Source organism: Salinivibrio sp. VGrn1 (assembly GCF_009377995.1).
Classification (GTDB): Bacteria; Pseudomonadota; Gammaproteobacteria; order Enterobacterales; family Vibrionaceae; genus Salinivibrio; species Salinivibrio siamensis.
On record NZ_SATA01000005.1, the window covers coordinates 40,261 to 57,693 of the forward strand.

Annotated in this window: 18 protein-coding genes; 11 read left to right on the plus strand and 7 right to left on the minus strand. The window is 53.0% G+C overall.

Annotated features, from left to right (window positions below; translation table 11 throughout):
• Positions 1–166 precede the first annotated feature (166 nt).
• The 5 genes from ftnA to EHW56_RS09105 all read left to right on the plus strand — a co-directional run bounded on the left by ftnA (position 167) and on the right by EHW56_RS09105 (position 5,698).
• On the plus strand, positions 167–697 hold the full coding sequence (gene ftnA, locus EHW56_RS09085) for a non-heme ferritin (protein ID WP_046074610.1): 531 nt from the start codon (positions 167–169) through the stop codon (positions 695–697).
• A 52-nt stretch (positions 698–749) separates the two neighbouring features.
• On the plus strand, positions 750–1,097 hold the full coding sequence (locus EHW56_RS09090; RefSeq protein WP_046074573.1) for a universal stress protein UspB: 348 nt from the start codon (positions 750–752) through the stop codon (positions 1,095–1,097).
• Positions 1,098–1,194: 97 nt separating this feature from the next.
• A complete protein-coding gene (locus EHW56_RS09095; RefSeq protein ID WP_077578172.1) occupies positions 1,195–2,316 on the plus strand; it encodes a mechanosensitive ion channel family protein in 1,122 nt (373 codons plus the stop codon).
• Between the two features lie 76 nt (positions 2,317–2,392).
• Positions 2,393–3,577 carry an NAD(P)/FAD-dependent oxidoreductase gene (locus EHW56_RS09100; protein ID WP_046074571.1) on the plus strand — a complete coding sequence of 395 codons (1,185 nt, stop codon included), beginning with the start codon at positions 2,393–2,395 and terminating at the stop codon, positions 3,575–3,577.
• A gap of 240 nt (positions 3,578–3,817) precedes the next feature.
• On the plus strand, positions 3,818–5,698 hold the full coding sequence (locus tag EHW56_RS09105; protein WP_152800085.1) for a methyl-accepting chemotaxis protein: 1,881 nt from the start codon (positions 3,818–3,820) through the stop codon (positions 5,696–5,698).
• Between the two features lie 57 nt (positions 5,699–5,755).
• Here the strand turns inward: EHW56_RS09105 and EHW56_RS09110 are convergent, their stop codons facing one another.
• Together EHW56_RS09110 and EHW56_RS09115 are read right to left on the minus strand one after the other, a co-directional pair.
• Positions 5,756–6,445, minus strand: a complete 690-nt coding sequence (locus EHW56_RS09110; RefSeq protein WP_152800087.1) for a tRNA-uridine aminocarboxypropyltransferase — start codon at positions 6,443–6,445, stop codon at positions 5,756–5,758.
• A gap of 87 nt (positions 6,446–6,532) precedes the next feature.
• On the minus strand, positions 6,533–8,035 hold the full coding sequence (locus EHW56_RS09115; RefSeq protein ID WP_152800089.1) for a hypothetical protein: 1,503 nt from the start codon (positions 8,033–8,035) through the stop codon (positions 6,533–6,535).
• A gap of 96 nt (positions 8,036–8,131) precedes the next feature.
• Here EHW56_RS09115 and EHW56_RS09120 point away from each other — a divergent pair, with 96 nt between their 5' ends.
• Complete coding sequence (locus EHW56_RS09120) at positions 8,132–8,587, plus strand: EVE domain-containing protein (protein WP_046074568.1); 456 nt, start codon at positions 8,132–8,134, stop codon at positions 8,585–8,587.
• Positions 8,588–8,634: 47 nt separating this feature from the next.
• Here the strand turns inward: EHW56_RS09120 and EHW56_RS09125 are convergent, their stop codons facing one another.
• The 3 genes from EHW56_RS09125 to EHW56_RS09135 form a co-directional block, all read right to left on the minus strand.
• The gene (locus EHW56_RS09125) at positions 8,635–9,444 is read right to left on the minus strand and encodes a Cof-type HAD-IIB family hydrolase (RefSeq protein WP_046074567.1); all 810 of its coding nucleotides are present in this window, start codon (positions 9,442–9,444) and stop codon (positions 8,635–8,637) included.
• A 101-nt stretch (positions 9,445–9,545) separates the two neighbouring features.
• Positions 9,546–10,565 carry an alpha/beta fold hydrolase gene (locus EHW56_RS09130; RefSeq protein WP_152800091.1) on the minus strand — a complete coding sequence of 340 codons (1,020 nt, stop codon included), beginning with the start codon at positions 10,563–10,565 and terminating at the stop codon, positions 9,546–9,548.
• Between the two features lie 136 nt (positions 10,566–10,701).
• Positions 10,702–12,300, minus strand: a complete 1,599-nt coding sequence (locus tag EHW56_RS09135) for an AbgT family transporter (RefSeq protein WP_046074566.1) — start codon at positions 12,298–12,300, stop codon at positions 10,702–10,704.
• A gap of 250 nt (positions 12,301–12,550) precedes the next feature.
• On the opposite strand from EHW56_RS09135, the gene EHW56_RS09140 reads away from it, so the two are divergent.
• The 4 genes from EHW56_RS09140 to EHW56_RS09155 all read left to right on the plus strand — a co-directional run bounded on the left by EHW56_RS09140 (position 12,551) and on the right by EHW56_RS09155 (position 15,141).
• Positions 12,551–13,561, plus strand: coding sequence for an acyltransferase (locus EHW56_RS09140; protein WP_077667386.1), 1,011 nt, complete (start codon positions 12,551–12,553; stop codon positions 13,559–13,561).
• Between the two features lie 144 nt (positions 13,562–13,705).
• Positions 13,706–14,065, plus strand: coding sequence for a DUF4145 domain-containing protein (locus EHW56_RS09145; RefSeq protein WP_046074564.1), 360 nt, complete (start codon positions 13,706–13,708; stop codon positions 14,063–14,065).
• Positions 14,066–14,204: 139 nt separating this feature from the next.
• A complete protein-coding gene (locus EHW56_RS09150) occupies positions 14,205–14,840 on the plus strand; it encodes a lysoplasmalogenase (RefSeq protein WP_046074563.1) in 636 nt (211 codons plus the stop codon).
• Position 14,841: 1 nt separating this feature from the next.
• Positions 14,842–15,141 (plus strand): DUF2007 domain-containing protein, encoded by a 300-nt coding sequence (locus EHW56_RS09155; protein ID WP_046074562.1) that lies wholly within the window; start codon positions 14,842–14,844, stop codon positions 15,139–15,141.
• A gap of 3 nt (positions 15,142–15,144) precedes the next feature.
• Here the strand turns inward: EHW56_RS09155 and EHW56_RS09160 are convergent, their stop codons facing one another.
• The gene (locus EHW56_RS09160; protein ID WP_046074561.1) at positions 15,145–15,411 is read right to left on the minus strand and encodes a DUF1145 domain-containing protein; all 267 of its coding nucleotides are present in this window, start codon (positions 15,409–15,411) and stop codon (positions 15,145–15,147) included.
• A 10-nt stretch (positions 15,412–15,421) separates the two neighbouring features.
• Positions 15,422–16,033 (minus strand): 16S rRNA (guanine(966)-N(2))-methyltransferase RsmD, encoded by a 612-nt coding sequence (gene rsmD, locus EHW56_RS09165; protein ID WP_152800093.1) that lies wholly within the window; start codon positions 16,031–16,033, stop codon positions 15,422–15,424.
• A gap of 87 nt (positions 16,034–16,120) precedes the next feature.
• On the opposite strand from rsmD, the gene ftsY reads away from it, so the two are divergent.
• Positions 16,121–17,431, plus strand: coding sequence for a signal recognition particle-docking protein FtsY (ftsY, locus tag EHW56_RS09170; protein ID WP_152800406.1), 1,311 nt, complete (start codon positions 16,121–16,123; stop codon positions 17,429–17,431).
• The last annotated feature ends 2 nt before the right edge of the window (positions 17,432–17,433 follow it).

Consider the following 17,433-nt stretch of genomic DNA (forward strand, 5'->3'; position numbering starts at 1 on the left):
AAAACAGTCACTGTGATCGCATTCCGATCAACAACTCGACGATGACACGAGTCATAAATTCGATACAAGACTCGGTCTCGATGCGGTTAGTCGGCGTGATCCGCTTGAAAACCAACGTGCTGCTGGTCAGAATGGCAGCTAACCCCAAATAAAGAGGATGTTTTATATGCTAGCACCTGCCATGGTTGACAGGCTCAATGAGCAGATCAATTTGGAGTTTTTCTCATCAAATCTATACTTACAAATGAGCGCTTGGTGTGAGGATCAAGGCTTCGAAGGAGCCGCGCGATTCCTGCATAAGCACGCACAAGAAGAGATGCAGCATATGCAGCGCCTTTTTACGTACGTCAGTGAGACAGGGGCGATGCCTATTTTGGGTTCGATTGACGCACCGCGTCATGAGTTCGCATCACTGGGCGAAGTGTTTCGCGAAACCTATCAACACGAGCGCTTGATTACGGAAAAAATTAACAGCTTGGCGCACGTTGCGTTTACCACACAAGATTATTCTACTTTCAATTTCTTGCAGTGGTATGTAGCGGAGCAGCATGAAGAAGAGAAGCTGTTTAAAGGCATACTCGATAAGATCGAGTTAGTCGGCGAAGATGGCAAGGCTCTGTTCTTTATTGACAAAGACTTGGCATCGATGGCGGTTGAAGAGTCTACGTCAGTGATGGACGGCTCAGCAGGGCAGTAATCTGGTTACCTCTCCCTCTGAGCGCTATCCGGCGTAGCGGAGGGAGAGGTCTATGAACGGTGATATCCTAATCGTGGCAGTTTTTACCGTCACACTGGTTAATTTCGCGCGCTACCTGTCTTCACTGCGCGCGCTCGTTGTGATGTTGCGCGACGCGAATCCGCTGCTTTATCAGCAAATTTGTCGCGGAGATAACAACTTTTTCTCACTCTCACCCCAAGGCGATATCTCGCGCCAAAAGCGCTTGTACCAGTACATTCGTAGTCAGGAGTATCTCCATCATCACGATGAAATATTCGTGAGCAAATGCAACAAAGTGCGCCATTTGTTCATCCTCAATGCTGCGTTGTCTGGTGCCTTGCTCGCGACCTTTTTTCTTGTCGCTTTTGCGGGCTGGTAAGCGGACGCCAACAATTTCGACAAAATGCTGACCTCGGTCAGCATTTTTTTTGTTAACCTGACGCCACTACTCGGATCACAGCGTAATTGAGGGAATCATGCAAAGCCTACTCCAATGGTGGCAGTCGCTTCATGAGGCAGCGGCGTGGGAATGGATCTCGGATGTTGTCACGTTAACGGGCATCAGTGCCATTGCATGGACGATTTGGCACGTACTGGTTGGGCGGCTGAAAGCCTTGGCGGAAAAGACTATCACCCGCTGGGACGACATCATTTGGCCGGCGATAGATACGCCTTTAAGTGTGTTGATTTGGTTATGGCCAGCCTCTCATTCGCTGGAAATCGTTGTCGATAACACCTTAGGCAATGTCTCACTCAGTTGGCTTACCTTGGTGCAAGATTTGGTGGTGATCTGGGTCATCATTTGGGTGCTGTTACGCCTAGTTAACAGCGGCGAGCAGGTGATGATTGAGACGAGCAAACGCGACCACACCACTATCAATACCTTGGGGAATGTCTTACGCGCCCTCTTTGTGTGCTTCGGGGTCTTGTCCTTGCTGAAAAGCCTGGGCGTTAGCGTCTCAGGTCTACTGACCGTCGGGGGTGTCGGGGGTTTAATTGTTGGTTTTGCCGCTAAGGACTTGCTGTCGAACTTCTTCGGTGGGGTGATGATTTACTTTGATCGCCCGTTTAAAGTCGGTGATTGGGTGCGCTCGCCGGATCGCAACATTGAGGGCACAGTGGAGAAAATTGGTATTCGTATGACGGTGGTGCGCACCTTTGATTTGCGCCCTTTATACGTTCCCAATTCGGTATTCAGTAACGTGGTGGTCGAGAACCCCTCGCGGATGCTCAACCGCCGCATCTATGAAACCATCGGACTACGTTACCAAGACGCCGATAAAATCAGCGCGGTGATTGACGATGTGTATGCCATGCTTGAAGCCCACCCAGACATTGAAACACGACAAACCTTGATTGTGAACTTCAATAGCTTTGGCCCACATTCGCTCGATTTCTTTATTTACACCTTCACCAAAACGGTGAACTGGCAACGTTATCACCGCGTGAAGCAGGATGTACTGCTGCAAGTGATTGGTATTATTCATCAGCACGGTGCGGATATTGCCTTCCCAACTCGTACGCTGCATATGGATCCAAGCCTGATGGCGCAGGGCGCCGATGCCATGGTGCCACCGCCCGAAGCGCAGGCGCGTTAAATCGCGCTTGCCGCTCACGTGCGGGCTGCTACAATGCCGCTCCCACAGGGTGAGCAGAGAATAAACAGGTAAGCGTGTGACTGAGTATGATGTAATTGTGATTGGCGCCGGTGCGGCAGGATTGATGTGTGCGGCACAAGCAGGCCAACGTGGCCGCCGTGTTTTGGTGGTGGATCATGCCAAAAAACCGGGCCGCAAGATCCTGATCTCAGGCGGCGGACGCTGCAATTTCACCAACTATGATGTCACCGCGAGTAACTTCCTGTGTGAAAACCCGCACTTCGTCAAATCCGCATTGGCACAATACAGCCAATGGGACTTTATTGGTCTGGTGGCCACCCATGGTGTGGCCTATCACGAGCGTGACCACGGCCAGCTGTTTTGTGATGACAGCGCCAAGGATATCGTTAACCTGCTCTTGGCCGAATGCGACCAAGCCACCATCAGTCAACGCTATCGCTGTGAAGTGCATGATATCGAACAAGAAGAAGCCGGCTTTCGCCTTAAACTCAATGGCGAGCCGGTGCGCTGCCAGTCGTTGGTGGTTGCCACGGGCGGCCTTTCGATGCCCAAGCTCGGCGCCACCCCCTTTGGTTATCAGCTTGCCGAACAATTTGGCTTAAAAGTGCTGCCCACCCGCGCCGCCTTGGTGCCGTATACCTTGCACCAAGAAGACAAAACCCGCTTTGCCGATATTTCCGGGGTGTCGGTGCCGTGTTCGATCACCACTGAATCGGGTGTGTGTTTTACCGAGAACCTGCTCTTTACCCACCGCGGCTTATCGGGACCGGCGGTGTTGCAAACCTCCTCGTTTTGGCAGCCGGGCGAAGCGGTCACTATCGATTTACTCCCTAGTGAGTCGCTAAAAGACGTGCTGGTGGCGATGCGTGATAAGCACCCCAACCAAACCTTAAAAACCTCACTGTCTCGCCTATTCCCCAAACGCCTGGTCGAGGTCTTGATTGCGCGCGATAGCTTGCCAGATAAACCGCTCAAGCAGCTCGATGACAAACAGCTCGATCAACTGCATCACTACTTTCACCAGTGGTCCATAGCCCCAAACGGCACCGAAGGTTACCGCACCGCAGAAGTGACGCTTGGTGGGGTAGATACCCACGCAATTTCCTCGAAAACCCTTGAAGCGCGAGATATCCCCGGCCTGTATTTTATCGGTGAAGTGCTTGATGTCACCGGCTGGCTCGGCGGCTATAACTTCCAATGGGCCTGGAGCTCCGGCTGGGTAGCCGGGCAGCATGTGTGATCTTGATTCTAAGTGCTCTCTAGTTGACTGTTTTTTAACTTAAAAATAGCAATCCTGTCTCAGTGTTGATACATTAGCGCGCGCTTGCCATGTCGGATAAAAATCATCCGGCGCTGTGAACCCGCGACGCGCTGGATGGGCTCGCGGTACCCTAGGGACGGGGTGACGGCTGTTCACTATTGCTACCTCGGTTATCGGGGAGTTTGGAATTAACCTGTCGTTGCTTTGAGAGCCGTTCCCATGCAGTTATCACTAAAACAAAAATTAATTGGGGCATGCTTATCTGCTGTATTGCTGATGGCCGCCTTTCTCACCTGGCTTGCTGTAAGCCAAATTCAAGCCCAAACCCAGTCGAGCATCTATAGCCGCGTCAGTGGTATCGCCGATGCAGCGACTGAATCGATCAGCGGTTGGGTGCAAATCCGTGCTGATATCACCAGTGCCTTTACCGATTACACCAGCAGTAGCCGTCGTGTGAGCTATTTGCAGCAAGCGCGTGAGGCCGGTGGGTTTGACGATATCTACTTTGGCACCCCAAAAGGCGCCATGTATCGTTCGCGTCCTGAGCGCAACCGCGATGATTATGACCCTCGCGTCCGTCCTTGGTACAAGCAAGCCGTGAGCGCAGGTAGCCCGATTATTACCACTGCTTACAGTGATGCGATTACCGGTGCGATGCTGGTGACCTTGGCCGAGCCAGTACGTCGCAATGGCGAATTAATCGGTGTGGTGGGCGCAGATGTGTTGATTGACCAGCTGATCCGTGACGTGACCCAATTAAAAGTGGGCAAAAATGCGAATGCGATGTTGCTAGGCGCCGATGGCACTTTTCTCGCTCACAAAGACAAAGCGCGCCTGCTAAAACCGTATCGCAGCCTGTCTCCTGAGCTGAATGAAAACCGCGTGCGTCAGGCGTTGGCACAGCAATCGCTGGTGGAATTGCCTGTCGATGGCGTTGATAAACTGTTTTATTTTGCCTCGGTTCCTAACACCGATTGGGTACTGGCGATTGAGCTGGATAAGCGCACCGAATACGCCAGCCAGCGTGATACCTTGTTCGACCTGATGCTGACCGCGGTGGTGATCACTTTGCTGGTGGCCGGTGCCGTGACGTGGTTGATGCACGTGTTGTTTCGTGACTTGCTCAATGTATCCGCCGCGCTAGAAGAAATTGCCTCCGGTGAAGGGGACTTAACCCAGCGCCTTGAGCCACACAGTAATGATGAAATTGGCAAACTTGCCAACAACTTCAACCGCTTTGTCGGCAACATGCACACTATGGTGTCGCACTTACGTCAGCTGTCTGGCTCGCTCAAGCAACAAGCCGAGCTAACCGCAGCACAAGCGGAAGAGCGCTCCACCCGGATTGGTCATCAGCAAGATGAAATCAATATGGTGGCGACCGCTATCCATGAAATGGCCTCGGCGACCCAAGATATTGCCGGCAATGCCGATAATACCGCGCGCACCGCCCAAGAGACCGAAAGCGTCGCCAATGATGGCGGCCAGCAAGTGGAGCAAAGTAAGCACTCGATCACCGAGCTTGCCCGTGAAGTGGAAGCGGCGACCGGTGTGATTGGTGAGCTGGATCAGCATGCGCACAGCATCACCAGCATCTTGTCGACCATTCAAGAAGTGGCCGAGCAAACCAATCTGCTGGCATTGAATGCCGCGATTGAAGCCGCACGCGCCGGTGAGCATGGCCGTGGCTTTGCGGTGGTAGCCGATGAAGTACGGATATTGAGCCAGCGTACCCATGCTTCAACCACCGAAATTCAGCAGATGATTGATACCTTGCAGCAGGCAACCGGTCGCGCGGTGACCATGATGCAAGATAGCCAGCAACGTGCGCATGCCAGTGTGGAAGATGCCAGTGCGGCGAACGAAAGCTTGAGCCAGATTGTCGCGGCGGTGAGCCAAATTAGCGATATGGCCACCCAAATTGCTTCGGCAGCGGAAGAGCAATCGAGCGTCACCGCGGAGATCACCCGTAACTCAGAGGGCATTCGCGATGTGTCCAATGAGCTATCGACCGAAGCGGATGAAGCCGCGCGTCAAGCCGCGACGTTATCCGAGCTTTCTCATAGCCTCGAGCAAGAGATCAGCCGCTTTAAGCTGTAGCCCATAAACGACGTAAACGCCGGGCATGGCAGCGCGCTGTGCTCGGCGTTTTTTTGTTCACGCGTTTGACGTCAGCACCTTGGGGGCGGGGAGTGGTGTAGTGTGATGGTGGCGATCGGCTTCGTAGCTCTCCATAAAGTGGACAAGAAAATGGTCCAGCTGCGTGGCGGCGTTCACGTCGCCTTGGCTTCGTAGTAATGCACTCACCGCTTCACTGGTACACAGGTGTCCCGGAGGCTGGTTGCGCCTAAGCGTATATTGCGAGGCGGCAGTCGACGGCAAACTGACCCGTGGCAGACCATTGAGCCACGGGCTTTTATTGAGCATTTTTCGCGCCTGCTGCCAAGTGGCATCCAGCACCACAAACTGTAACGGCGCGCGAGGTGCATTGGTGGCGGCTAACGCCTCTGTGCAAGAAACTGACCTATCCGCGCAAGAGATAGACCGAACCGCGTCAGCGAACAGTCTATCGGCGGGGACGGCATCGTCACTGGGAAACAACAACCAAGGTGACACATCACCGCGCGCCCAGCTGTCGAGCAAGGCTTGCGGTGGTTGTTTGCGTTGCCAAATTTCGATTTTCGTGTCGGGCAGCGCCGCTTTAACCAGTTTGCCGGTGTTGGATTGGCGCGCCGCTTCGTTTTCGTGCATCACCAGCACGCATTGCAATTGGCTTTCCAGCGGCCAATAGCAGTGACAGATACAGTGATAGGTAAAACCGCATTGGCGGCAGGGCGAACGGGCCATCAGACTCTCCTCAAGGTGTCAGGTTGCTATTGTGCGCAAGTCCGACAAGGAATGCGAGCCCGCGTGCCACGGGCGCGCGCGTCTACGTTATTCTTCGCCTAATACCGCCCCTTGTTGGGTGGCATAGATGCCATCGGCAAATAATGCCGTGTCTGAGCTATCCGGTTTAGGTGCGCGAGGCGCAGTGCTGGGGTTAAGTGGATAACGCTGCCCATCAAATTGCATCACATGGTGGCCGGCCGGCGCACCACCGCCACCGACTGGCACGACCAAATCATGCCAGCCCTGGCTTTGGCTGCGTGCTAATAAAAGGGGCACATGCACCAGTGTCATGCGGCTATTAAACTGCCAGCCTTGCGCCTCGCCTTTAAACACCAGTAAGGTGCAGCCGCCACTGCCACAGCTGTCGGTCAAGACCAACAGCTCAGCTTGCCCGTCTTGATTGAGGTCGTGGGTAAGCCAGCGATAAGTGAGTGGGCCGGATTGGCCGTTATCGCTAAGATAGTCTTTGAGTGCTTGCTCAACGCGCGGGTTTCTCTCGGCGCTGCCTTTCATGCCGGTTTGGTTTGATACGTTCACGGCATCCCCGACTTTGAGCCTCAGCGTTAAACCCTCATGACCTAATGAGTAGGTGTTGCCATTAAAGGTTTCCTCGGAGGCGGTGAGGGAAAACCCGTTACGTGTATATATGCGCTCAGACACCACCATTTGCTCACCACTACGGGTAGTGAGTACTTGGACTTGGTTCTCCCCGACTGGCTGCCAAATCCCGGTTTCTTTGGTCACCGCTTCCCCTTGTGGGTGGTAGCTGGTGATGGCGCTATGATCGGGCAGCAACGTCAGTTGGGTGGTCAGTGTCGGTTGGCCGGGCGACTGGCTGGTACCTTGGTATTCTCCCGCCCAATGCTGACTGGTATCCACGGAAGGTAAGATCGCACACCCTTGGTAAGTGCCTTTCGCCGTTTTTAAACGTGCTTGCCAGCCATAGAGGGTGTTGGCGCTTTGTTGGCAGCCTTGGGCGCTAAGCGTTAAAGCGGCTTGTTGAGCACGGAATTGTGCCTGCTCTTGGCTCATGCTTTGTCCGCTGAGCGGGCGCTCTTGTGAGTCTTGCTCGCTTTCCCATGCCAGATGCCCTTGGCCGACAGCGGCTGACCAGGTGGTAGGGGTTTGGCCTTCCGCCAACAAGGTATTACGCGGTTGTGCGCATCCCTCTAATTCGCTGGTGAGCATATTTAAGCGGGTCATGGTCACCGCGGCAGGGTAGTCGGCACTGTACCCGCGGCGTGACACAGGTGTGAAATAGCCCTCAAACTCACTGTATACCGGACCGGACTGCTGCGATAAGGTCGCGCGTTGGTCAGCGGTTAAATCAAGCCAGTACTGTTTTTGACTGCCGCACGGCGTGAAGCTGGCCGTTTCTGGGCTGACAGAGATGCGACCGGTTTGCATAAAAGGTTGCGGCGTGTGAACCAAGCCGGTTGAAACCTTGTCGCTGCGATGGCCCAGCTCTACCGGACCGGAGGTGCTACCGCACCCGGCGAGGGCAAGCAAACTCATCGAGGCGATGATAAGGGGACGAAGAGATGGCACGAAAAACTCCTTGTACTGAACGAGAGTAGGCAGGCTTGCGCCCTGAATGCAGGCAGGGCAAGATTGCCGCCACCATCCGATTAAGAGCAAGCTAGCATGAGTTATTGGTTATTTAAAACAGAGCCAGATACCTTTTCGATAGACACACTAAAGCAGCAAAAGGTTTCATGCTGGGAAGGGGTGCGCAATTATCAAGCGCGTAATATGCTGCGTGATGAGGTCAAAGTGGGCGATGAGGTGCTGATTTATCATTCCTCGTGCAAACAAGTGGGTGTCGCCGGTGTGGCGACCGTGGTCCGCGCTTGTTATCCCGATCATACCCAATTTGAGCCAGATAGCGGCTACTTTGATCCGAAAGCCACACCTGAAACCCCACGTTGGTTTATGGTGGATGTGGAATATCAGCGTCATGTGCCGTTAATTGCACTGGCAGAGATGAAGCAAAATCCGGCGCTGGCCGAGATGCCGTTAGTGAAAAAAGGTAACCGACTGAGTGTGATGCCGGTTACCGCAGCGCAATGGCAGGCGATCCTGGCGATGGCGGGGGAATAGTGCATCGCCATCAGGCGCCTGTTGGCTCACGGTGTGAGCCAGGTCGCTTATAAAAGTGAGTCTAATAGGTGCGCTTTCAAATAGCGCGCCACCGCTTCATCAGCATGACTACCAATAATGGCTTTATCTGAGAGGGTGGCCTTGACGCGCGCTTGTGCGGTGGCCATTACCAAGCCTTGTCCGGCGGCACGTAGCATTTCGACATCGTTCATGCCATCGCCAAACGCGATACAGTCCGCCAAGTTGAGCTGATGACGACGTGCCACTTCCTCTAACGCGGCCCCTTTGGACACCCCATTGCCCATCACTTCCAGGCAGAATGGCGTCGAAAATGCCACGCTGATGTTCTCGCCATACTGCGACAAAAACTGATGCTCGTATTTGAGTAGGTGGTCGTGATCGTGGCGAATAAAGAAAATCTTCGCGATGTTATCGACCGGTGGGTTGTCCACATCAAACTCCTGGGCGTTAAAGCCAGAATCTTTATGATAGCGGGCGAGCTCTTCATCCATTTTGCTCAGCAGCCAGTCATTATCGCGGTATAGGTGAATGGTGACGGTCGGATCCTGCTTCACCTCGTTAATCAGGTTGGCAACAATCTCAGGGTCAACATTGTGTTGGAATACCAAGTTGTCATCACTGTCATGCACGCGTGCGCCATTGGAGGTGATCATGTATGCAGGAATGCCAACGGTTTCACGAATGCTCGCTACGTCAACATGATGACGACCCGTGGCAAACACAAAATGGATGCCTTGCTGGTGCAGTTGTTCCAACACCTGTTTGGTATAGGGCGCGATACTGTGCTCTGGGGTGAGCAGGGTACCATCGAGATCGGAAGCGACGAGTTTGTACATCATGTCCTCATTAGTTAGGCGATCACAATCACAGTATGTTTGAGTCTACTGCAACTGACGACGGTGAAAAAGGGAACCCTCTCACTGAGCGATTTCCGCTTTTAGTGTTGGCTCTGACGTTGAAAAAAATCATCAATGGCCGTGAACGCTGCCAGCCGATGTGTATCGGTTTCAAACAAGATTTCATGTCGTGAGCCTTGGAAAAACTGCCATTGACTCGGCTGATTGGCTTGCCGGCGTAAAAAATGGAACTCGGCCATCGCGGGATTAGACACAATCTGCTCGCCGCCAGCTTGGCAAATGAGTGTCGGAGTGGCCAATTGGGGGGCGATGGCTAAGCAGTGCTGGGCTGCGGCCATTCCCTCTGCAATCCAGCGAGCGCTAGGCCCGCCGATCTGCAGTTGAGGTTGGTTGATGTAGAGCTGACGAAACCAGGCATACCGTGCGCGAGAATGGGTCAGGCGGTTTTGCTCAAACGGCACATGACGATAACCAACTTGTCCGGGCCCAAACCGTGGTGGATGCTGATAGCGCGCCAGCGAACGACACAACCAAGGCGCGATACGTCCAAGCCACGGGCTGACGTGCACGCCAAACATCGGCGCGGTCATTGCAAGCCCGTCTATCGCATGGGGAAATCGATGCGCATAGAGTGCGGCGATGGCCCCGCCCATAGAGTGGGCGAGCATAAAGGTATGGTCGTACTGTCGGTGCGCCCCGATAAACTGCATGAAGGTCGCCAGATCAGTGACATAGTCGTCAAAGCGTTCGACATGACCCAGATCGCGCGGTTTGATCACGAGCCGCTCGGACAAACCTTGGCCGCGGTGATCAAAGCTGTAAACGTCATAGCCCATCTGAACGAGGTCATAAAAGATCTCTTGATACTTCATCACGCTTTCAATGCGGCCATTGACCACCACGACCGCTTGCCTATTCTGCGGACGGGTAAAGCTGCACCAGTGTAAACGCAGCCCTCCTTCCCCGTGGAAGTAGCCTTGTTCACGCTGTTGCCAAAAAGGTGTTATGTGGTGCTTAAATGCGTCGCTCAGCACTGCTTCACGAGCGAGAGAGTGCGCGTCAAAAGCCGGCTGATCATTACTGTCGGCGAGATCTGTCATCTTGGTTTACCATCACTGAGATAGGTTTACTATAACCGTCTTAAAGGATGGATGAAAATGACACTTATGGGAAAAGCGCCGCGCCAAAAAGAAAAGGCAAGCGCGAGCGCTTGCCTTAACACCGAATAACGATACGTTACTGGTTGAAGTTGTAGTAGGTTTCTGCACCAGGGCCAACGGGCAGACCGAGCACGAAAACCCATACGTAGAATAGGATGCTCCATCCCACCATAAAGATCATCGAATAAGGCAACATGGTGGCAATCAAGGTGCCTATGCCAAGGTTTTTCACATAGCGACACGCCACCGCCAGAATCAGCCCGAAGTAACTCATCATCGGGGTAATGATGTTGGTCACTGAATCGCCAATCCGGTAGGCTGATTGAATCGTCTCTGGGGCATAACCGACCAGCATCAACATAGGTACAAAGATGGGGGCGGTGATGGCCCACTGCGCCGATGCCGAGCCGACCGAGAGGTTAATCAGGCCACACATCAAGATGAAGGCAAAGAATAATGCTGGCCCTGTTAAACCGATGGTTTGCAAAAAGTCAGCGCCGCCGACCGCAATCACTTGGCCAAAATTGGTCCATTTAAAGAACGCCACAAATTGCGCCGCGAAAAACACCAGCACGATATACATGCCCATGGCGCTCATCGACTTAGACATCGAATCAATCACGTCGCGATCGTTATTGATGGTGCCGACGGTACGGCCAAACACAATACCGGGAACGGCAAAGAACACCATAATAAAGGCAACAATGCCTTTCAAAAACGGCGAGCCTGCCACTTCATTGGTCTCGGGGTGACGCAGTGGTCCCCACTCTGGGACGATGGTGAGCGCTAAAATGCCGCTGACAATCAGTACCGCAATCCCGGCATTACGAAGACCGCGTTTCTCGTCATCATTAAGCTTGCTCGCGGAGGCGGCGGCGACATCTTCAGAGGCTTGGTCGTGGTCATACTGGCCCAGCTTAGGCTCGACAATCTTATCGGTGATCCACGCACCAACAATCGCGATGAAGAAGGTAGAAACGAACATAAAGTACCAGTTCATTTCGGGCCCAACGATGTAGTCTGGGTCAATCATTTGCGCGGCTGACTCGGTGATCCCCGACAGCAAGGGGTCGACAGTTCCCAACAACAAGTTAGCAGAGTAACCGCCTGATACCCCGGCAAACGCTGCGGCAAGCCCGGCTAATGGATGACGGCCTAATGAATGGAAGATCATCGCGGCAAGCGGGATTAAAACCACGTAACCGAGCTCTGAAGCCGTATTCGAGATAATACCGGCAAAGACAATGGTAAAGGTGACGGTACGGCGCGACGCGCCCATTACCAGGCCGCGCATGGAGGCTGACAGCAGTCCTGAATGTTCTGCGACCGACACACCGAGCATGGCCACCAGCACGGTGCCGAGTGGGGCAAAGCCGGTAAAGTTTTTCACCAAGTTGGTGACGATCATTTGCAAACCTTCGGCGTTGAGCAGGCTTTGCACATAAATCATGCCATCTGCCGCACGTCCTTTTGCGCCCTCTGGGCGAGGATCGGCGACAGACACATCAAAGTAGCCAGCGACACCCGAGGCGATCAGGATAGCGACACAGAAAATCGCGAATAAGGTCACTGGATGAGGGAGCAGGTTGCCGAGCCACTCGACGGTATCGAGAAAGCGCGTAAACAGTGTGCGCTTGTGCGGCCCACCTTGTTGCTCTGTGGTACTTGAGTGCATGGGGTTGGTCTCCTTCGTTGTACTGCATTTCCCGTCTATGGGAAAAGGAGGCCGAATGTTAATTGTTTTTTAACTTAAATAGCAAGATTAAAAGCTAGTTAGTGAGCGTAAAACTCGATCTACGTGCTGCTAATAAGGCAAAAAAGAAACATATTTGACTGGATAATGACTTTAACGGACATCATTTGACGCGAAGTTGGCGTATGATGGATGCGTGCTCGATCCGGTCACTGGTTAAAAGTGTTAACAAATGCAACAGACTGAAACACAGACACATATTGATTACCTCGACATATTGCGTGTCCTCGCTGCCTTTTTCGTGGTGGCGATTCATGTACTGGGTCCGTATCGGTTTCAAATTGGTGATATTGCGCTGAGTGATTGGGTGGTCGCGGTAGGGCTAAACAGTGCAAGTCGCTGGGCGGTGCCGATTTTTATTATGATTTCGGGCTTACTGCTGCTCTCGTCGACGCGGCCTTTCCGCTTGCGCCATTTTATCCGTCGCCGCGTGGTTAAGGTGGTGGTGCCCTTTCTGGTGTGGTCGTTCGCGTTTGCGTGTCTGTCTGGACTGACGCCGGATGGTTTTTCGTGGCAGACCGTCACCCAAACATTGGGCGCGGCCCCTCAGCATGAAACTTATTATCACCTTGGCTTTTTCTACTATTACATCCCGTTGTTGCTGTGGGTGCCATTGCTACGCCCGTTAATGCCACGCTTACCGTCATGGTCAGTGGCTTTTATCGGATTAGCATGGATAAGCTTAACGGCTTGGTATTTAACCGGCGCGCATGGCTGGTGGCGGAATGATTTTATCCTCTATGGCGGCTACTTATGGTTAGGCTATTGGCTACACCAAGCGCCACGTGCGTTGTTACTGTGGTGGGCGCTGGGCTTACTGGCTTTGGGTATGACCGAGTATCACGTGTTAACCACCAGTGTTGCGCATCAGCGTTATATCACTGAGGGTTGGTTATCGTATACCACGATCAACACGGTGCTGATTAGTGCGGCACTTTTCCTTGCCGTCAAACATTGGCGAGCGAATAAAGCGACACCATCGTGGGTTGCAACCCTGAGTCGTTATAGCCTGGGGATCTACTTGATTCACCCCGTGTTTCTTTGGCCCGTCAGGGCTTACTGGCCCACTTTATCGCCCGCTCTGGTTTGGATCCCCTTGCTGACGTTATATGCCTTTGCGGGGGCGGCGCTGACCACTGCTGTATTGCAACGATATCGCGCCACCGCGTGGTTGGTGCCATAAATGATGACACTTTTGACGACAACGGCGGTCATAACTGATTGAATATAGGATGACAGGATCAGATCGCAATCATGAAGCCTGATGCCCCTAAATGGTATAAAAACCACCATACTCATAAAATGGGAGCTGGTAAGGAGAGAGACCATGGATGACGTCGCAGTCGTGATTAAACACAGTAAGCGCCTAGAAGGCTTGCTGCGTGAGCACTATCACGCCGAAGGGAAGGGGCTCCATCAGCTCATCGACAGTAGCCAAAAACGCCTGCCGCATGATGTGATCAAAAAACTGCGCTTTGTCGCCACTATTCGTAACAAGGTCGTTCATGAAGAGGGTTACGAAGTGGACGATATACGTGAATTTATATCGGTGAGTAAGTATTGTGAGTCAGAATTAGTACCGCGAAGCAACCGATTGATTTGGCGGCTTGCCGCGGGGCTTATCCTGCTGTTTACCGCGGGGGCAATTGGTTTTTACGCGCAAGTGTGGCCGCAATGGAGTGGCTAGCTAACCACAATAATCGGTTGTCACCCCACGGTTAACGTTACGATTTTTTTAAACTGGATCTTGTTCTCATCAAGGGACGCTGGACATCTCCGCCAGCCAGCCTAGACTTGGCGTCCTTGTCTTGAAAGGAATGATACTCATGTGGAGCTGGTTCGCTGTCTGTTGTTCTGGACTGCTGCATATCTCCGCAGCCTACCGGGGCCCACGTTGGCAGTTTTATCTTTTTAAACCGCTGACTATTGTGATGCTCATGGCTATAGTGGGCACTCACATTAGCGTCTCTCATTATGCGCAATGGGTCTTCGTCGCGCTATTGCTCTCTGTGGTGGGCGATGTCTTTTTAATGCTCCCCAAAGACAGGTTTGTGCAGGGGTTAACCAGTTTTTTACTCGCACACCTGGTCTATATCTTCGCGTTTTGGGCGCAATTTGACGGCCATATGGTATGGTGGCTGCCCGCCATGTTGTCTGGCCTGGGCATTATCGTCTTTCTTTTACTGCTCCCAAACTTAGGGCAGCTCGCGCTGCCTGTGGCCGTGTATATTGCCGTGATCACCCAGATGGTATGGGCGGCCGGTGAATACTGGCTCAATACTCACTCCCCCGCGGCGGCACTCGCACTGGCCGGTGCTATCTGTTTTATGGTGTCAGATACCGTGCTGGCGTTTGCGCGTTTTAAGGGCGAATTTCGTGCGGCACAAGCGATGGTGATGTCGAGTTATTTTTTAGCGCAAGCACTGATCAGTGCCTCGGTGGTGATCGCCCAAGGAGGGTGAGATGGAAAAAGTCTATCAAGCGATGAACACCTTGGAGGCGCACAGCTTAAAAGGCCTGTTATCCAGCCATCGTATTGATTGTGTATTGAAAGGCGAAGCGCTGAGTGCGGCAGTGGGCGAGTTACCCACTGATGTGCAAGGCGTAACCTTATGGGTTGCCCCAGAAAATGTCGCTCAAGCAAGGCAATTACTGCAGGCGTATGAAGAGCAAAGCGAGACACACTGGGTATGCCAGCACTGTGGAGAAGAGAACGCCGGCAGTTTTGAACTATGCTGGCAATGCCAGCATAGTCGCGAATGACACTTACATCATATGCTTGCGGCGAATATCGAGCAGCGCAAAAATCCCAAAAATCAGGATTGACCATTTTTCCCAGCGCGTCATGGTAATTTTGTCGCCAAATGCTCCTAAGAAAATCAGCATTTGTAGCCCATGCATCACCAACAAAAAGCCGGTCATGATATAGAGCGCCATGGCGGCCACCCCTGGAAACGGGTGAACGATATTGGCCAGTAAGACGATCCAAACAAAGGCGATGGCGGCTTTGGCGAGTAGAATTAGTCCTTTCATAGTGTGTCTCTTACATTTGGTCGTTGAAATATAGACGGAAGTTGACTTGTCCGGCACGTTTTTCACGATGACAGTGCCAGTTTCCTGGGACGTGATAGTCATCCAGCTCACTTTCCGCTTCAACGTAAATACATGCCCCAGGTGCGAGCCATCCGTTGTTTGCGAGCGCAGCCAAGGTGTCGTTAAGCAACCCTTGATGAAACGGGGGATCGACAAAGACCACATCGAATGGGCCGTTTTGCGGTGGCGCGGCGAGTAGAGTCAGTGCATCTGTGCTATCTACTTGCGCATTCTCTGCGCCAAGCTGATCGAGGTTATCTCGAAGTTGTTTGGCCGCTACGGGGTTTTTTTCGCAAAACTGCGTCCAAGTCGCGCCACGAGAGAGCGCCTCAAAGCCCAGTCCACCACTGCCCGCAAACACATCCAAGCAGCGTGCTCCCGGAAGATGGGGCGCCAGCCAATTAAATACGGTTTCTTTCACCCGGTCGGTAGTGGGGCGTAACCCCTGTGCGTCTTGCACGACAAGCTTACGGCCACGCCAGCGGCCAGCAATGATACGAACAGCTCCAGCCCCACGGGAAGCGTGAGCTGATGAAGATTTGCGGTTGGCGCGTTTAACCATAGATTTTTTGACCGTAAAGAAGGTGATAGACTATGCCGATTCGGTATTGAGCCGCTGATTGTATCAAGCATGCTTTAGGATTTGCCAATGGCAGAAAAAAAGAAACGTGGATTTATGTCATGGTTGGGTCTGGGTCGGAAAAAAGACCAGACACAGCCTGAACCAGAACAAGCGTCACCAACGACTGCGCCAGACGTGGCGGAAGAGACGGCAGAGTCAACCACATCGGTAGAAACACCGATTGATGAGGCGAACTCGCAACAACCGCAAGAAACCCTTGCATCTGATAGCGAAAGCGAAGTCAATACCGTGCCAGAGCCAGAGCCAGAGCCAGAGCCAGAGCCAGAGCCAGAGCCAGAGCCAGAGCCAGAGCCAGAGCCAGAGCCAGAGCCAGAGCCAGAGCCAGAGCCAGAGCCAGAGCCAGAGCCAGAGCCAGAGCCAGAATCTGCTGCGGTTCGCGAGCGTGAAAGACCGCAACGTGAAGGCTTTTTTGCCCGCCTAAAGCGTGGCCTGCAAAAAACCAAAACCAACTTAGGTTCTGGATTTTTTGGCCTGTTTAGCGGTAAGAAAATCGATGATGACTTATTCGAGGAGCTCGAAGAGCAGCTGCTTATCTCCGATGTGGGGATGGAAGCGACCACTAAAATCATCGATAACCTGACCGATAAAGCCAGTCGCCGCGAGCTGAAAGATGGCGAAGCCTTGTATGGCATTCTTAAACAAGAAATGGCGCAGATGCTGGAAAAGGTCGAGCAACCGTTGGTGCTGACTGACCAAAAGCCTTACGTGATCTTAATGGTCGGGGTCAATGGAGTGGGCAAGACGACCACCATCGGCAAATTAGCACGCCAGTTCCAAGATCAAGGTAAATCTGTGATGCTGGCTGCCGGTGATACCTTCCGTGCGGCCGCGGTCGAGCAACTGCAAGCTTGGGGCGAACGCAATCAGGTGCCTGTGATTGCCCAACACACAGGCGCAGACAGTGCCTCCGTGCTGTATGACGCGATTGAGGCGGCGAAAGCGCGCAACGTCGATGTGGTGATTGCCGATACCGCCGGGCGCTTGCAGAACAAAGCCAACTTAATGGAAGAGCTGCGCAAGATTGTGCGCGTGATGCAAAAGTTGGATGTGGGTGCCCCACATGAGGTGATGCTGACACTGGATGCCGGTACCGGGCAAAACGCCATTAGCCAAGCGAAATTGTTCAATGAAATTGCACCGATAACGGGGATTACGCTGACAAAATTAGACGGCACTGCCAAAGGCGGAGTGATTTTTGCTGTGGCAGAACAATTTAATATTCCGATTCGCTATATTGGTGTCGGTGAAGGCATTGAAGATTTACGCACCTTTAACGCCAACGACTTTATCGAGGCGCTCTTTAGCCGGGAGGAATAACC

Excerpts from the sequence above, each read along its gene's own strand:
- EHW56_RS09150 (WP_046074563.1), top strand. The coding sequence starts at position 14,205 with ATGTGGAGCTGGTTCGCTGTCTGTTGTTCTGGACTGCTGCATATCTCC.
- EHW56_RS09125 (WP_046074567.1), bottom strand. The coding sequence starts at position 9,444 with ATGTACAAACTCGTCGCTTCCGATCTCGATGGTACCCTGCTCACCCCA.
- EHW56_RS09095 (WP_077578172.1), top strand. The coding sequence starts at position 1,195 with ATGCAAAGCCTACTCCAATGGTGGCAGTCGCTTCATGAGGCAGCGGCG.
- EHW56_RS09135 (WP_046074566.1), bottom strand. The coding sequence starts at position 12,300 with ATGCACTCAAGTACCACAGAGCAACAAGGTGGGCCGCACAAGCGCACA.
- EHW56_RS09130 (WP_152800091.1), bottom strand. The coding sequence starts at position 10,565 with ATGACAGATCTCGCCGACAGTAATGATCAGCCGGCTTTTGACGCGCAC.
- ftsY (WP_152800406.1), top strand. The coding sequence starts at position 16,121 with ATGGCAGAAAAAAAGAAACGTGGATTTATGTCATGGTTGGGTCTGGGT.
- EHW56_RS09160 (WP_046074561.1), bottom strand. The coding sequence starts at position 15,411 with ATGAAAGGACTAATTCTACTCGCCAAAGCCGCCATCGCCTTTGTTTGG.
- EHW56_RS09145 (WP_046074564.1), top strand. The coding sequence starts at position 13,706 with ATGGATGACGTCGCAGTCGTGATTAAACACAGTAAGCGCCTAGAAGGC.
- EHW56_RS09110 (WP_152800087.1), bottom strand. The coding sequence starts at position 6,445 with ATGGCCCGTTCGCCCTGCCGCCAATGCGGTTTTACCTATCACTGTATC.
- ftnA (WP_046074610.1), top strand. The coding sequence starts at position 167 with ATGCTAGCACCTGCCATGGTTGACAGGCTCAATGAGCAGATCAATTTG.
- EHW56_RS09155 (WP_046074562.1), top strand. The coding sequence starts at position 14,842 with ATGGAAAAAGTCTATCAAGCGATGAACACCTTGGAGGCGCACAGCTTA.
- EHW56_RS09120 (WP_046074568.1), top strand. The coding sequence starts at position 8,132 with ATGAGTTATTGGTTATTTAAAACAGAGCCAGATACCTTTTCGATAGAC.
- rsmD (WP_152800093.1), bottom strand. The coding sequence starts at position 16,033 with ATGGTTAAACGCGCCAACCGCAAATCTTCATCAGCTCACGCTTCCCGT.
- EHW56_RS09140 (WP_077667386.1), top strand. The coding sequence starts at position 12,551 with ATGCAACAGACTGAAACACAGACACATATTGATTACCTCGACATATTG.
- EHW56_RS09105 (WP_152800085.1), top strand. The coding sequence starts at position 3,818 with ATGCAGTTATCACTAAAACAAAAATTAATTGGGGCATGCTTATCTGCT.
- EHW56_RS09090 (WP_046074573.1), top strand. The coding sequence starts at position 750 with ATGAACGGTGATATCCTAATCGTGGCAGTTTTTACCGTCACACTGGTT.